At 29.5% G+C, this 12,882-nt stretch carries 14 protein-coding genes; 3 read left to right on the forward strand and 11 right to left on the reverse strand.

The window, feature by feature from the left end:
- The 3 genes from PKN74_RS04450 to PKN74_RS04460 form a co-directional block, all read left to right on the forward strand.
- On the forward strand, window positions 1-318 hold a 318-nt coding region (locus PKN74_RS04450; RefSeq protein ID WP_472309021.1), incomplete at its 5' end, for a hypothetical protein.
- The gene (locus PKN74_RS04455) at window positions 315-821 is read left to right on the forward strand and encodes a hypothetical protein (protein WP_472309023.1); all 507 of its coding nucleotides are present in this window, start codon (window positions 315-317) and stop codon (window positions 819-821) included. The genes PKN74_RS04450 and PKN74_RS04455, both read left to right, overlap by 4 nt.
- A 3-nt stretch (window positions 822-824) precedes the next feature.
- Complete coding sequence (locus PKN74_RS04460) at window positions 825-1,913, forward strand: hypothetical protein (protein ID WP_472309025.1); 1,089 nt, start codon at window positions 825-827, stop codon at window positions 1,911-1,913.
- Window positions 1,914-2,059: 146 nt separating this feature from the next.
- Here the strand turns inward: PKN74_RS04460 and eno are convergent, their stop codons facing one another.
- The 11 genes from eno to PKN74_RS04515 all read right to left on the reverse strand — a co-directional run bounded on the left by eno (window position 2,060) and on the right by PKN74_RS04515 (window position 12,727).
- Window positions 2,060-3,358, reverse strand: coding sequence for a phosphopyruvate hydratase (eno, locus tag PKN74_RS04465; RefSeq protein ID WP_472309027.1), 1,299 nt, complete (start codon window positions 3,356-3,358; stop codon window positions 2,060-2,062).
- Between the two features lie 89 nt (window positions 3,359-3,447).
- Entirely contained in the window at window positions 3,448-4,152 is a 705-nt protein-coding gene (gene pyrH, locus PKN74_RS04470) for a UMP kinase (protein ID WP_472309029.1), read from the reverse strand.
- 89 nt (window positions 4,153-4,241) lie between these two features.
- On the reverse strand, window positions 4,242-4,835 hold the full coding sequence (gene tsf / locus PKN74_RS04475; RefSeq protein WP_472309031.1) for a translation elongation factor Ts: 594 nt from the start codon (window positions 4,833-4,835) through the stop codon (window positions 4,242-4,244).
- A gap of 105 nt (window positions 4,836-4,940) precedes the next feature.
- Window positions 4,941-5,426: a pantetheine-phosphate adenylyltransferase gene (coaD, locus tag PKN74_RS04480; protein WP_472309033.1), complete on the reverse strand. Its 486-nt coding sequence runs from the start codon at window positions 5,424-5,426 to the stop codon at window positions 4,941-4,943.
- Window positions 5,419-6,531, reverse strand: coding sequence for a tRNA 2-thiouridine(34) synthase MnmA (gene mnmA / locus PKN74_RS04485; protein WP_472309035.1), 1,113 nt, complete (start codon window positions 6,529-6,531; stop codon window positions 5,419-5,421). The genes coaD and mnmA overlap by 8 nt, the downstream gene beginning before the upstream one ends.
- On the reverse strand, window positions 6,524-7,000 hold the full coding sequence (locus tag PKN74_RS04490; protein ID WP_472309037.1) for an RrF2 family transcriptional regulator: 477 nt from the start codon (window positions 6,998-7,000) through the stop codon (window positions 6,524-6,526). The genes mnmA and PKN74_RS04490 overlap by 8 nt, the downstream gene beginning before the upstream one ends.
- A 45-nt stretch (window positions 7,001-7,045) precedes the next feature.
- Window positions 7,046-8,848 (reverse strand): 3D domain-containing protein, encoded by a 1,803-nt coding sequence (locus PKN74_RS04495; protein WP_472309039.1) that lies wholly within the window; start codon window positions 8,846-8,848, stop codon window positions 7,046-7,048.
- A complete protein-coding gene (locus tag PKN74_RS04500; RefSeq protein WP_472309041.1) occupies window positions 8,845-9,513 on the reverse strand; it encodes a DUF2225 domain-containing protein in 669 nt (222 codons plus the stop codon). The genes PKN74_RS04495 and PKN74_RS04500 overlap by 4 nt, the downstream gene beginning before the upstream one ends.
- Before the next feature lie 2 nt (window positions 9,514-9,515).
- The gene (gene ftsY, locus PKN74_RS04505; protein WP_472309043.1) at window positions 9,516-10,427 is read right to left on the reverse strand and encodes a signal recognition particle-docking protein FtsY; all 912 of its coding nucleotides are present in this window, start codon (window positions 10,425-10,427) and stop codon (window positions 9,516-9,518) included.
- 52 nt (window positions 10,428-10,479) lie between these two features.
- Window positions 10,480-11,760 carry an alpha-amylase family glycosyl hydrolase gene (locus PKN74_RS04510; RefSeq protein WP_472309045.1) on the reverse strand — a complete coding sequence of 427 codons (1,281 nt, stop codon included), beginning with the start codon at window positions 11,758-11,760 and terminating at the stop codon, window positions 10,480-10,482.
- Between the two features lie 250 nt (window positions 11,761-12,010).
- Window positions 12,011-12,727, reverse strand: a complete 717-nt coding sequence (locus PKN74_RS04515) for a WecB/TagA/CpsF family glycosyltransferase (RefSeq protein WP_472309047.1) — start codon at window positions 12,725-12,727, stop codon at window positions 12,011-12,013.
- Window positions 12,728-12,882: the final 155 nt, after the last annotated feature.

Raw genomic sequence — 12,882 nt, forward strand, 5'->3', positions numbered from 1 at the left:
TTTTTTAAGAAAAAAGAACCTAAAACTAAATCAGAAAGCAACAAAGTATTTTATAACGAAAAGGATGCAATTGTAATATACTTGAAATGTTCTAAATGTGGAGAATTGTTTAGAAGTTATCTTAGAAAAGGTTATGATTTGATTAATGATTATGATAATAACGGGTTTTTAATTATTAAAGAATATATTGGAGCAAAATGTCCAAACCGTATTCATCTACATGCTATTCTCGATAGAAATTATAATTTAATAGAATATACATTAGAAAATGGAGAACTCATTTCTAAAGAAGAGTGGGAGAAAGGTGTAGAAAAATGAGTCAACAGAAAGATACAAATTTACATATATTTGAATATAGACCTGTTAGACCTTTTCTTCAAATACCCGAAAAAGTGCTGATGTATATTTTACAACTTACCCCCTCTTCTTTTGCAAAAGTTTATCTTTATTTATATAATTTAAGTTATGGTGTAGGTCTTGACTATACAATTACCCATACTAGTGTAAGAAAAATCGCCGATAATTTAAACTTAAGTGTTGGAAGAACTCAAAACGCCATAACCTACTTTAAAAAAATCGGAGCTCTTGAAAAAATTGAATCTCGAGCAGTAATAGGCACGAAATTTAAAGTCAATGTACCAGAATATTCTTCAAGTACTGGTAGTTGGTACTTTACCACTCCAGATAAAGTAAGATATTTAATGATGAAAGAAAAATTATTAACTTCAGAAAAAATTGTCACATCAAAAATTAAAAGATATAATTATGTAAAAAAGTCGCGAGACAAAGAGCTTTTCGACGATTTTAGGGAGCAAGATTGAATTATGCACCAACCAATTATTAATTTGTTAGTAGAAAAATCAGATCAATCAATACTGTTTCCAAGCCCTTATAAAGGAAATGAACCCGATAGAGTAAAAACTAGTATCGGAGAAATTATATTTATTAAAAATAATTTAGCAGTAATTAATTACAAAAATTCCCTCCTTTTTTTAGAGCATCATGGAGAGCAGATTATTAAAATCGGAACTAAAGTAAAATTAAATTTTACTAACAATTTTAATAGTCCAAAGACAAATGTTCAGATGAAACTTCTTGGTCAATTTTTAAATAATGAAATAAAACTAAATTTAAAGATTCTACAATTGAGTAATAGAGATACTTTAAAAATATACAATGAAAATATCACAGATACTCAAAAACTAAGAATTATCAAATGGTTAAATGATTTTATACACGAATTTGAAAAAAATACTGATGATATTTTGTACAATAAAATTAATAAAGAAGATTTAAATTCATCAGGATTGTTTGTGAAAAAAGTCTTGGAAAAATTAATAAATTCTATATATTCAAGTACATTCTCTTTTCCTTCTCCCGTTGAAACTTCAAATAAACTAGCTAATTATATCAAATATTTTCTCTTTAAACAGGAAGATGTTTTTTTTATGTCATCAAACGAATTAGAGGGTATGAAAAAAGAAATTCAACAAACGTTAGATGAAGAAATAATTCGAAAAAAAATTGATTTAAATAAAGAAATTACGTCTTTTGAAAAAGATAGACGGTTTAAAAATATTGACTCATATCTAACTATAAAAAATTTAGTGATCCAAGAACAAACTCCTTTAATTTTTACGATTATTTTAAACTTGCCAATATTTATGCAAATCGAAAGTAGATATAACAAGAAATACAATAAAACTAATAATGATAAGAACTATGAACTATCAATAATCTTATTGACAAATAAATTTGGTGTTGTTGACTGCCACATCAAAATAATAAACGATAAAAATTTTGTCAGTTTCGAAGTGGAAAGAAATAGAGATTATTTTTTAAATAAACTACCAGAGTTGAAAGATTTATTGAGTATTAAAGAAATTGAGGTTGAATATATAAAAGTTTTTTAGTGTATTTGAATTTTTTGTATGATAAAAAAATTATCGTTCAAGTATTAAATAAAATATATTATTTTTTACACAATTTTAAATAAACAAAAAAAAGTAAGCCAGATAGAATAAAGGATGCTGGCTTACTTGTAAACAAAATTAATTTACTATTTAATTGAATAAAAAGCTTCTAAACCTCTAAATTCTGCTAAGTCACCTAAAAGGTCTTCAATTCTTAATAATCTATTGTATTTTGCAATTCTATCTGTTCTTGAAAGTGAACCAGTTTTAATAAAACCTGAATTAGTTGCAACGGATAAATCAGCTATGAAGGTGTCTTCGGTTTCTCCTGACCTATGTGAAACAACTGCAGTCATTCCACTCTTGTATGCAAGCTCGATAGCATCTAGAGTTTCGGTTAATGATCCTATTTGATTTAACTTAATCAAAATAGAATTTGTAGCTTTTAACTCTATACCTTTCTGTAATCTTTTTACATTAGTTACATATAAATCATCGCCAACAACTTGGATTTTATTTCTTACCTTAGAGGTAAAATTGGCGTAGGTTTCCCAATCTTCTTCATCAAATGGATCTTCCAAAGATTTTACTGGATATTTATTTATCAAATTTATATAGTAATCAGATAGTTCATCTCCAGTCATTTCTTTACCATCTATAAAATATTTTTTTGTTTCTTCGTTATAGAATTCAGAGGCAGCCGCATCTAAGGCAATGAAAATTTGTTCTCCAGGTTTATAACCCGCAAGTTCAATTGCCCTAATTATATATTCAATTGCTTCCTCGTTTGAATTAAGATTAGGGGCAAATCCTCCCTCATCTCCAACAGAAGTAATATGACCTTCTTTCTTTAACAATTGTTTTAAATGTTGAAAAATCTCTACCCCTGCTCTCAAAGCGTCTCTAAAATTAGAAAAGCCTGCAGGCATAATCATAAACTCTTGGATATCTAAGTTATTATCAGCGTGTTCTCCTCCGTTAATGATATTCATCATAGGAACGGGTAACACCTTCGCGTTTGCTCCTCCTATATATCTAAAAAGAGGAATTCCTAAAGATTTGGCAGCTGCTCGAGCTACGGCCATTGAAACCGCTAAGATAGCGTTGGCTCCTAAGTTTCGTTTATTTTCGGTACCATCCAATTCTATCATGGTTTTATCTACTCTTAGTTGATTATATGCATTTAATCCTGTGATTTCAGGGGATATAATTTCGTTAATATTCTTTACAGCTTTAGTAACTCCTTTACCAAGAAAGTATTCAGGATCTCCATCCCTTAATTCTAAGGCTTCAAATTTACCTGTAGATGCCCCAGACGGAACGATGGCAGTGGCTTTAGTCCCACATAACAAAAGCACTTCTCCTTGAACTGTAGGATTTCCTCTGGAATCTAAAACCTCTCTAGCTTTCACTAAAATAATATCATTGTAGGAACTATAGAACAATAGAAACACCTCCAACATTAAAATAAAATTTGTTGAATCAAAATCTAAGGTTTTTCAGAACCTTTAGAAACCGCTTTAATAAAAGATTTTTATTCTTCAGAATAAACTAAAGTTCCAATTTCTTCTCCTTTAACAGCCTTTAGTAGGCTTCCCTTATCAAAGAAATTAATAATTATTATTGGAAGTTTATTTCTTTGACAAATTGAAAATGCTTCAGTGTCCATAATTTTTAATTGTTGACTAATTGCATCATTGAAAGTTATTTTATCTAGTTTATATGAATCGGTGTATATTTTTGGATCTTTGTTGTATATCCCATTGACTTTAGTAGCTTTAATTAACACATCAGCATCCATTTCAACCCCTCTCAAAGCTGCAGCTGTATCAGTAGTAAAAAGGGGATTAGAAGTGCCTCCAGAAAAAATTACAATATAGTCTTGTTCTAAATAAAAATCGATCAAATCATATTTTAAAGGAATAACAGAAGGTAGATCGACTATATTTGAAAAAACAACACTATTTAAACCATTTTTTTCTAATACATGTTTCAAATAAATAGAATTCATAACTGTTCCAAGCATGCCTAACTGATCGGCCATTTTTACTTTAAAATCTTCTAGTTCTTTACCTCTGAATACATTACCGGCACCAATTACGATACCAATTTTTACTTTTAAATCCGCGACTTTTTTTAACTCATTCACTAGATAGTTTGAAAAATTAACGTCAAATCCTTTTTTCCCTTCCCCGGATAGAGCTTCTCCACCTAATTTTAATAAAATTCTTTCATACATAAATTAGACAAGCTCCTTTCGAAAAAATGTAAATAACCACAATCAAAAATCAAAAAGTGTGGAAATGTCCGTCCTTTTTGATTTTAAGTTTATTCACCAACAGCAAATCTGGCAAATTTAGCTACAGTAATATTTTCTCCAACTTTCGCAGCTAATTCTGTGACTAAATCTTTAATTTTTTCTCCTTCTCCAAAAACATACACTTGTTCCAATAAACAGTTGTCTTCATAAAATTTTCCTAACTTATTTTCAATTATTTGTTCTTTTATATTTTCGGGTTTATTTGAGTCTTTAAGTTCTTCTAAGTATATTTCTTTTTCTTTATTTATTATATCTTCTGGAACATCTTCTTTAGATATCCATTGTGGATTCATTGAAGCGATTTGAAAACAGATTTTTTTGGCTAGTTCATGAAATTCTTCTGTTCTAGCAACAAAATCGGTTTCACATCCTAACAAAAGTAGTACGCCTATCTTTTCGTTGTGATGAATGTATGAATATACTATACCTTCCGGAGTTACTCTATCAGCCCTTTTTGCAGCCTTAATAGCACCTTTTTTTCTCAGTATTTCAATAGCTTTATCAATATCTCCACCGGCCTCTTCAAGAGCGCTCTTACAGTCAAGTATACCAGCGCCAGTAGAACTTCTTAAAGCTTTTATTTTTTCAATTGATACTTCCATTGACTCAACCTCCTATATTTTTCACTTCTTTTGGAAGAATTTATACTTAGATATTCTAACATAACTAATAAGAAATTGCAATTACAAAATCTAATATTTTTGTTATTATTGTAACAATTTTTCTTTTAATTTATTGCCTACTGAATTTGAAACCCATTTACTTACGTCTCCTCCGTATTGTGCAATTTCTTTAATCATCGAAGAAGATATAAAAGAATATTTTGTGTCAGCAATTAAAAAAAAGACTTCTAGTTCAGGTAATAATGTTTTATTTGCATGTGCCATTTGTAACTCATACTCAAAGTCGCTAACAGCCCTTAGGCCACGTATTAGATTATATATCTTGTGTTTTTTAAGATAGTCTACTAATAAACCATCATAAACATCTACCACAACATTTTTCAAATGTTCAAAATCTTGTTTAACCATCTCAAACCTTTCGGAAAGGGAAAACAGGTAATTCTTGTTAGGATTATTCATAACGATAACATATATTTTGTTAAATCTTTCGCTAACTCTTTCAACAATGTTAACATGTCCATTTGTAATAGGATCAAAACTTCCAGGATATGCAGCATCTCGTTTACCCATCGTTATTGTCCTCCATATACGTTGAGCTAGTAATTATACCTGATGCTAAAACGACACCTTCTTCATCATAAATAGTAGCAAATTGACCTGGAGTAACGGCAAAAATTGGCTCTTTAAATCTAACTCTTATGGCGTCATCCGAAATTTTAGTAACAATAGCCGGTTTTTCTTCACTCTTTTTTCTTACTCTACACAAACCTTCAAACGTTTTAAAATCAATAAGAAAATTTACTTTAGATGCAATAAGTTCATTTGAATAAAGTTTTTCAGTTGGAGCCATTATTAAAATATTTTTCTCAGGAATAATTTTATAAACATGAAGCTTCTCACAGGGCGATTTGTAATACCTTATACCAGAACGTTGCCCGATAGTATAATTTATGTATCCACTATGAATCCCTATTTCATTTCCTTCTAAATCCAAAACTTTACCTTCTCCAACTTGAATACCATTAGCCCTTAAAAAACCTCGATAGTCATTGTCAGGTATAAAACAAAGTTCTTGACTTTCTTTTTTGTCCGCAATACTTAATCCTAACTCTCTAGCTAGTTCCCTAATGTCAGATTTGTACAATTTTCCAAGGGGAAATAAAAGATGAGGAACGGCTTCTTTTTTTACGTAAGATAAAAAATAAGATTGATCTTTGTAACTATCCACACCTTTTTTCAACACCTCATCTGAATATTTTTCAGAATATTCTCTTATTACGTAGTGACCACTTGATATATATTTTGCCCCAATTTTTTTGGATATTTCTAAAGACTTACCAAACTTAAAATACCTATTACACAGAACACAAGGATTTGGCGTTTTACCTGATTTGTAAGTTTGTATAAAATAATCAATGATTTTTCCCTTAAATTCACTTTTTACTTCTACAATTTGAAAATCATCTAATTTCAACTTTTCTGCAATTTTTAATGCATCTGTTGTATCTGAAGAGCTACAACAAACCTTTTGTTTTTCCGGACCCGCCGAAAAAATAATATCGTTCACAGTTTTAAAATGAAGCCCATATACCTTATAATTTTGTTTTTTTAATAAATAAGCTGCTATTGAGCTATCAACTCCACCACTCATTAACACAACTACTTTTTCATTCACAGTCAACTTCTACTTTACTCTCCTCATCTAATGCTTTCGCTCTTTCTAAGTTTGCAATAGTAGTACCGTAATCTATTATATCTTGCAGAGTAAGTTTATCCAATTCCAAAATCATCGCATTGTGAACCCTTTTCCATACAAATTCTACAGCACAGTTTATTTCCAATTTACATTCTCCTGTAATGCAATCGTAAGATTGCAAAGGATTGTCAAGCACTTGAACTATTTCACTTAGTCTAAGATCTTTAGGATCTTTAGCCAAAACGTATCCTCCATATTTTCCTCTTATTGATTTCAATATTCCTGCTTCCCTTAATTCACTAAATATTTTCTCAAGAAAATCTTTTGGAATATTTTGCCTTTCTGCCAATTCAGCAATAGTTACTCTATCTTTTCCTTCTTCTTTAGTTAACACCGCCAATTCAAACAATGCTCTTAAGGCATAACTACTTTTAACTGTAAGAGCCATTTTTAAACCACCTCATAATTTTATTAAACATTTTCCTCTTATTAATTAGGATGAATATGAAACAACGTATACCGTAATCTTTTCTTCTGTTTTATTAGCTAATCTGACATCGTTTACATAAATATCAATTTTATTACCAACAATTTGCGATCCTGTATCTTGAACTATAAAATATCCATTATTTGGCAAAGTAGAAAGTTCAGGAATATACACTACAGTACCTAATGGTAAAACTTTAGGATCTGCTGCAATCGTCTGATAAGAAATAGGTTTATCTCCGGATCTTGTTAATCTGAAAGTTGGAGAATAAACTATTTTATCGTCCCATTCTGTGTAGTAGGTAGCTTTAAAATCTCCAATTTTCTTATAGAAAAGTCTTAAAGGATCCTTTGGTTCACCATTTTTCCATAATTCAATATTAACAATATCACCGTTTTTCCCATTTCCCAATGATTTCGTTATATCAACCCAAGAATTTTGAGAAACATAAAGAGTTTTTAGGTTACTGGTAACAGTTACAATTCCATTACCATGGTCAATTTTTAAATAATAATTATTGTTTGTTAGTTTTCCTGATTCAATTACCCTGCCAGGCAAAATTGAATAAATTTGTTCATCTTGTACAAGAACTCCAATACCACTAGAAACACCATTAACATTTCTTTCACCAAATCTAATAACAATTCTATCATAATCGGATGGTTTGGTTTTTTCAAATGGCCATCTTATTAGTTCTTCAACGTTCCCTACTGGGATTTTAAGTTCTTGTCCTACTCTTATATTTGTGGATTGTAAATTATTTGCTTGCATGATAATTTGAACACCCTTATTACCAAGGTTAAAGGCGTTAGAGATGCTTATCAGAGTATCTCCCGACTTAACAACATATTTAATTTCACTGGAACTACCTAATAGTTGAGTTACTTCTTTTTCTCCGAGATTATAATATAGATCATTTATCTTTGAATTTAAATCTTGTATTTGACCTATATATACTTCATTTAGAGAATTAGGAGGTTGAATTAATGCTTTTTGCAATTCATTATTTAAACCACTAATTTGATTTTCTAAATTCATAACTTTATCTTCGAGTAATTTAACTTTTAAAATATTCTCTGACTGATTTTGATAATATAATTTTGAAACTGCTTCTTCTGTTTTATAATCAACGATACTTTCCACAAATCCTTCTAGATCTGCTTCTTTAATTTCATTTTCAATAAGCTCTTTTACATTCCCATTTTGTAAAAAATAAAAATCCGAATTTTTAAAACTTTTCTCTAAGTAATTAACTTTTTCATTCAATTCGTTTATGTTATCCAAAACTAACTTTTGATCCATTTTTGGAATATTGACAAGAAGATTTTCTAATTCATTTATTTGATTTTCTAGTTTTAAAATTCTTGCTTCTATTCCAGAAGAATCATAATTATCACTTGTATAAAAGATACTTAAATTACTTGCGTCTTCTAGTTTTTTCACCCTTACATCTAAATCCAGTAGTCTATCAATATCTTCATAACTTCTTCCTTCATACAAATAATTTTCTAATGTCACTATCCTTTTCTCAACATAAGTATACTGATCTTTTAAACTTTTTACCATTTCATTATCATAACTATAATTCATTGAAGTTTGATAAATTTTGTCGGACAAATTGATAACTTGACTTTCCATTTGAGCCAGACGATATTCTATGGCATATAATTGGTTCTTTATAGCTTCCAATTCTTCACTCGGCAGAGAAGAAGTGGGTTGTTGTTGTGGTTGAAAAAAAGTACATCCAGAAAAAACAAAAACTATCACAAAAGTTACTAGTAACAAAAACTCTATACCAACTTTCTTCACCTTAGCTCACCCCTCAGATTTTTTGCAGCTTTCAAATATGGATTTGAGGAACTTTTATATTTTTTTAATAGATAATCTAAATATTTTGCCGCTTCTTTTTTTCGATCTAGTCGATAGTTAATATACCCTAAATAAAATAAAGCAAAAATAAAATCATCCTCGTTTAAAATGTTCTGATATTCTCTCTCCAACAATTTCCCACAATAATATAGAATACCTAACTCTTTTTCCTCATCGTTTTTCTCTCGATAATACCAACTTAATTTTATCATAATTTTTACTACTTCTAACGAAAGACCTAGTATAGAATAGATTTCTCCTGCTAAAAATAGCTGATCTCTATAAAAATCGGATGATTTATTTGATGAATTATCAACTTTGGAACTATAAGTTTTTCCTATGTATTCAAGAAATTGCACAATTTTTGAAAAATTTTCATTATTATTAACATAATTTATTATATCCGATTTGTCTTTCTCTTGAAAAGTAAAATAACAATTAGGACAAGTTATCACACTAAAAAGAGAAACATTAATCGTTCTATATTCAGGCTTTAAATCTAAATCATAAGAACTTACCTTTATAGATGGGGAAGAAACTTTATTGTACGAAAACTCTTTACCGCAAATTGGACATTGAGCAAAATCTTTTATAAAATCCTCCATATTTATTCCTCGATTCCTAATAAAGCATTACAATAGGTAATTGGATCAAAAATTTGTAAATCATCTTCTTTTTCACCCAATCCTACTAATTTTATCGGTATATTCAATTCATGATTTATAGCGAATGCAATTCCCCCTTTCGCTGTTCCATCTAATTTTGTTATCACAATTCCGGTAATATCTATCGCTTCTTTAAAGGCCTTGGCCTGCACAATTCCATTCTGTCCTGTGGTACCATCAAGTACAAGTAATATCTCTTGGGGAGCACCTTCGATTTCTCTCTGAACAACTCTTTTTATCTTTTTCAATTCTTCCATTAAATTACTTTTTGTATGTAACCTACCTGCTGTATCGATAATAATTACATTTTTATTCTTGGCTTTAGCATGATTAATTGCATCAAAAACTACTGCAGCTGGATCCGATCCCTTTTGATGAGCTATAACAGTGGTATTTAATTTGTTTCCCCATTCTTTAAGTTGTTCTATAGCAGCTGCGCGAAAGGTATCCGCAGCCACTAATACAACATTTTTACCATATTCTATATAAATTTTAGCTAATTTAGCAGCTGTAGTTGTCTTTCCACTTCCATTAACTCCAACTATTAAGATAACTAAAGGCTTTATTGAAGTATCTAAAACTAATGGACTTGTATTTAAATGACTAACCATTATATTTCTCAGCAAGATTAAGGGATCTTTTTGATCTGACTTTTCTTTGTTATATCTTTCTTTTAATTCTTCTAAAATTTTATCAACAACTTCAACACCCATGTCAGACATTATGAGTATTTCTTCAAGTTCTTCTAATGTTTCTTCGTCTAAAGTTCTTCCAGAAAAAATAGTCTTTATGTTGTTAAATAAAGCTTTTCGAGTTTTACTTAGTCCGTTCATAAATTTTTCTTTGATACTCATCTTATATCCTCCTTAAAGTCGCTTTTTGTAACGAATCTCACCTCCCTTACGTTCATTTTAATCTAAAGATAAGAGGTGACTTACTTATTTTAAAACTCTTGTCAATTCGTATTATTTGATCACTTAAAAGATCTGACGCGTATAATTTTAAATCAACAGGTATTTCTCCAAATTTATCATCTAAATTTAAAATCGACAGATACTCTCTTCTGCGACCCTTCCATCTTAATTCAACAATTCCCTCAGATAATTCACGAATAGAAAATAAATCACATCGAGATTTTATTTCTTTAGATATGTTTATAATTTTCTTAAAATAATTCATAAATTCATAATCGCCTCTACTCCATTTTACAGGATCTTTTTCAAAAAGGCTGGGAGTCTTATCTAGCATCAATTCTTGTCCAGCATATATAAGCGTTGCTCCTGGTAATAAAGAGTAAAAAGCCGACCAGTTCTTAATTTTGTTTTTACCATTTAACACATAGGATATTCGAGGATTATCATGATTTTCTAAAAATCTCATTTTAACTGAATTTACAGGCAGCATAGTTTGTTGAAGAAAGAGTTGATTTAAATAATAATCTAAACCCTTTTCTCCCCTAAAATAATCTTTTAAATAATCATAACCATCATAGTCATAAGTTATATCAAATACTCTGTGGAGTTCGGCATCACATGAAACATTATAACCCTTGCTTCTTAAACTATTTAAAAAGTTAAGATCTAAACTTTCAGCTAACCAAACTAACTCTTTCTTTTGTGATAGATATTCTCTAGCTTTTTCCCAAAATTCCAAAGGAACTAAAGGAGCTACATCACACCTGAAACCATCGACTCCAAGATCCACCCACATTTCAAGAACATCTATTAAGTAATCCCATAATTCTTTATTGTTGTAATCTAGATCGTATATATCATTCCATTCACCAACTTTTCTAGTAAAATCACCGTTTTTATCCTTTAAAAACCATTCAGGGTGTTTTTCTAATAAATCTGAATCCATGGATGTATGATTAAAAACAATGTCAATCATTATTTTAAGATCATGAGAGTGCGCCTTTTGTATTAATTCTCTGAAAGAGTCTTTATCTCCATATTCAGGCGAAATTTCTTCATAATTTTTGATAGAATACGGACTTCCATGAGTACCTTTTCTTTCCACCTTTCCCACAGGATAAAATGGCATAAACCAAATAATATCAACACCCAAAGCCTTTATCCTCTCAATATCATTATAAACATCATTAAAACATCCAACATTGGAATAATTTCTTATGAATACTTCATAAATCACACAATTTTTTAACCATTTTGGTGTATGTTTTGCCATGAAAAAATCCTCCTTCATTTTTTTGATCGATAAGAGTCGAAGAAGACACTTAAAAATTATATAAAAATCACAAATTTAAGTAGAACGAATTGAACGCATCCTATTGAAATATTATACCATTGATTATATCAAATTTGCTAGTATTTTACATTTTACAAAATTGTTTATTTTTGAATCAAATTGTGAAAATGAAAATAAAAAACCATCTTTCCTCTTTAATGAGGGGATAATTTTGCTATTGATAAACTATTTAATCTTTATTTTGAAATATTCTTAAATAAAACTTTATTAAATCAGGAATCTTTTTTATCCGATGCGGTTCTTTTATCATTCTATACAACCACTCTAACCCGAGTTTTTGATAAAATTGAGGAGCCCTTTTTACTTCACCGGCAAGAACATCAAAACTTCCTCCCACTCCCATTAATAACCTTGCATTAATTTTTTCTATATTTCTCTTAATAAAAATTTCTTGCTTTGGAATGCCCATTCCTACGAAAAGAAGATCAGTATTTTTTTCATTTATATCTTTTACAACTTCTTCTTCTAGACTCCAATCAAAGTATCCATGATGATAACCAACTATTGAGGTTCCAAAATCTTTTATAATATTGTCAGAAGCTTTTTTAACTACTTCTTCCTTAGATCCTAATAAATATATATTGTAATTTCTTTCTTTAGACAAATGCAGTAAAAATTCCATTGTATCAAAACCTGGGCATCGTTCAGTTTCAATCCCTTTCTTTTTTAATAACTTAACTATCCCTACCCCATCAGGAATAGAAAACGTGGACATTTTTAACGCTTCAGAATATTCATTCATTTTCAGATACTCCATATACATCAATGCATTTAAAGTTACTATCCATAGCTTATCTTCTTTTAACCTTTCGGCTATGTAAGTGTATATTTCGTCTTTTTCACCACATAAGATAGATAGATTATTTAGCACATATTGAGTTGGCAAAATGTTCACCTCATAAAACAGTTTTTATCGCTAGATTGTAAAAAGTAAAGATTTACTTTTAAAAATGCTTTTCAGAAGATATTCTAACATAATTAACCTTAAATAATGAATACTTTACATAAATTATTTAGAAAATAATTCTAACTAAAATAAAA

The sequence above is a fragment of the Defluviitoga sp. genome, from assembly GCF_035349255.1.
GTDB lineage: Bacteria > Thermotogota > Thermotogae > Petrotogales > Petrotogaceae > Defluviitoga.

Coding starts and splice junctions, on each gene's coding strand:
- PKN74_RS04455 (WP_472309023.1), top strand. CDS start 315: ATGAGTCAACAGAAAGATACAAATTTACATATATTTGAATATAGACCT.
- PKN74_RS04460 (WP_472309025.1), top strand. CDS start 825: ATGCACCAACCAATTATTAATTTGTTAGTAGAAAAATCAGATCAATCA.
- pyrH (WP_472309029.1), bottom strand. CDS start 4,152: ATGTATGAAAGAATTTTATTAAAATTAGGTGGAGAAGCTCTATCCGGG.
- tsf (WP_472309031.1), bottom strand. CDS start 4,835: ATGGAAGTATCAATTGAAAAAATAAAAGCTTTAAGAAGTTCTACTGGC.
- coaD (WP_472309033.1), bottom strand. CDS start 5,426: ATGGGTAAACGAGATGCTGCATATCCTGGAAGTTTTGATCCTATTACA.
- PKN74_RS04490 (WP_472309037.1), bottom strand. CDS start 7,000: ATGGCTCTTACAGTTAAAAGTAGTTATGCCTTAAGAGCATTGTTTGAA.
- PKN74_RS04500 (WP_472309041.1), bottom strand. CDS start 9,513: ATGGAGGATTTTATAAAAGATTTTGCTCAATGTCCAATTTGCGGTAAA.
- ftsY (WP_472309043.1), bottom strand. CDS start 10,427: ATGAGTATCAAAGAAAAATTTATGAACGGACTAAGTAAAACTCGAAAA.
- PKN74_RS04510 (WP_472309045.1), bottom strand. CDS start 11,760: ATGGCAAAACATACACCAAAATGGTTAAAAAATTGTGTGATTTATGAA.